This window comes from Roseateles chitinivorans, from assembly GCF_002761755.1.
In the GTDB taxonomy this organism is placed as follows: Bacteria; Pseudomonadota; Gammaproteobacteria; order Burkholderiales; family Burkholderiaceae_C; genus Roseateles; species Roseateles chitinivorans.
This window is the reverse complement of sequence record NZ_PEOG01000193.1, coordinates 1-476: the sequence shown is the minus strand read 5'-3', so window position 1 is coordinate 476 and position 476 is coordinate 1. Positions and strand designations below refer to the sequence as shown.

The window sequence follows — 476 nt, the reverse complement described above, 5'->3', positions numbered from 1 at the left end:
GCTTACCGCACCGATGCGCTTCCAGGCGGGGAGCGAGGACGTGCGGGTAGTGGTGCGAGCCAGGGTCGATCAACATGGAGAGCCAGGTGAACACGGTGTGGCGCGAGCTGCCGACCGGGAAATCCGGGGCGGGGGGTGGCGAGGGCTGCGTGGCGATGTCCCAGGCAAGACCACGCAGATCTGGTCCGGCGCCGGGCGGCGGTGGGGTGCGGATCAGTGCGACCGGCGCCTGCTGCAGCGGAAAAGTGCTGGGGCGGTTGGCCCGTCGGTCGAGCAACGCCTGCGCGAACAGGCCCAGGTCGTGAACCGTCGTGAACACGCCCGCGCTTCCGGCCACCCCGCCCATGCGGCGTGCCGTCGGGTCGTGCACGGTTCCGCGCAGGGGCAGTCCGAAATGCGGGTTGATGCCCGGGGGGTCCTCGTCGAGCGCGGTGGGGGCGACCCGGGTCAGCCGGCCCGTGCTCCAGGAATCGGCC

General features: G+C 72.1%; 1 pseudogene. It reads right to left on the bottom strand.

What is annotated here, in order from left to right:
- A pseudogene (locus tag CS062_RS25345) lies at window positions 1-476 on the bottom strand (hypothetical protein); the annotation flags it as partial.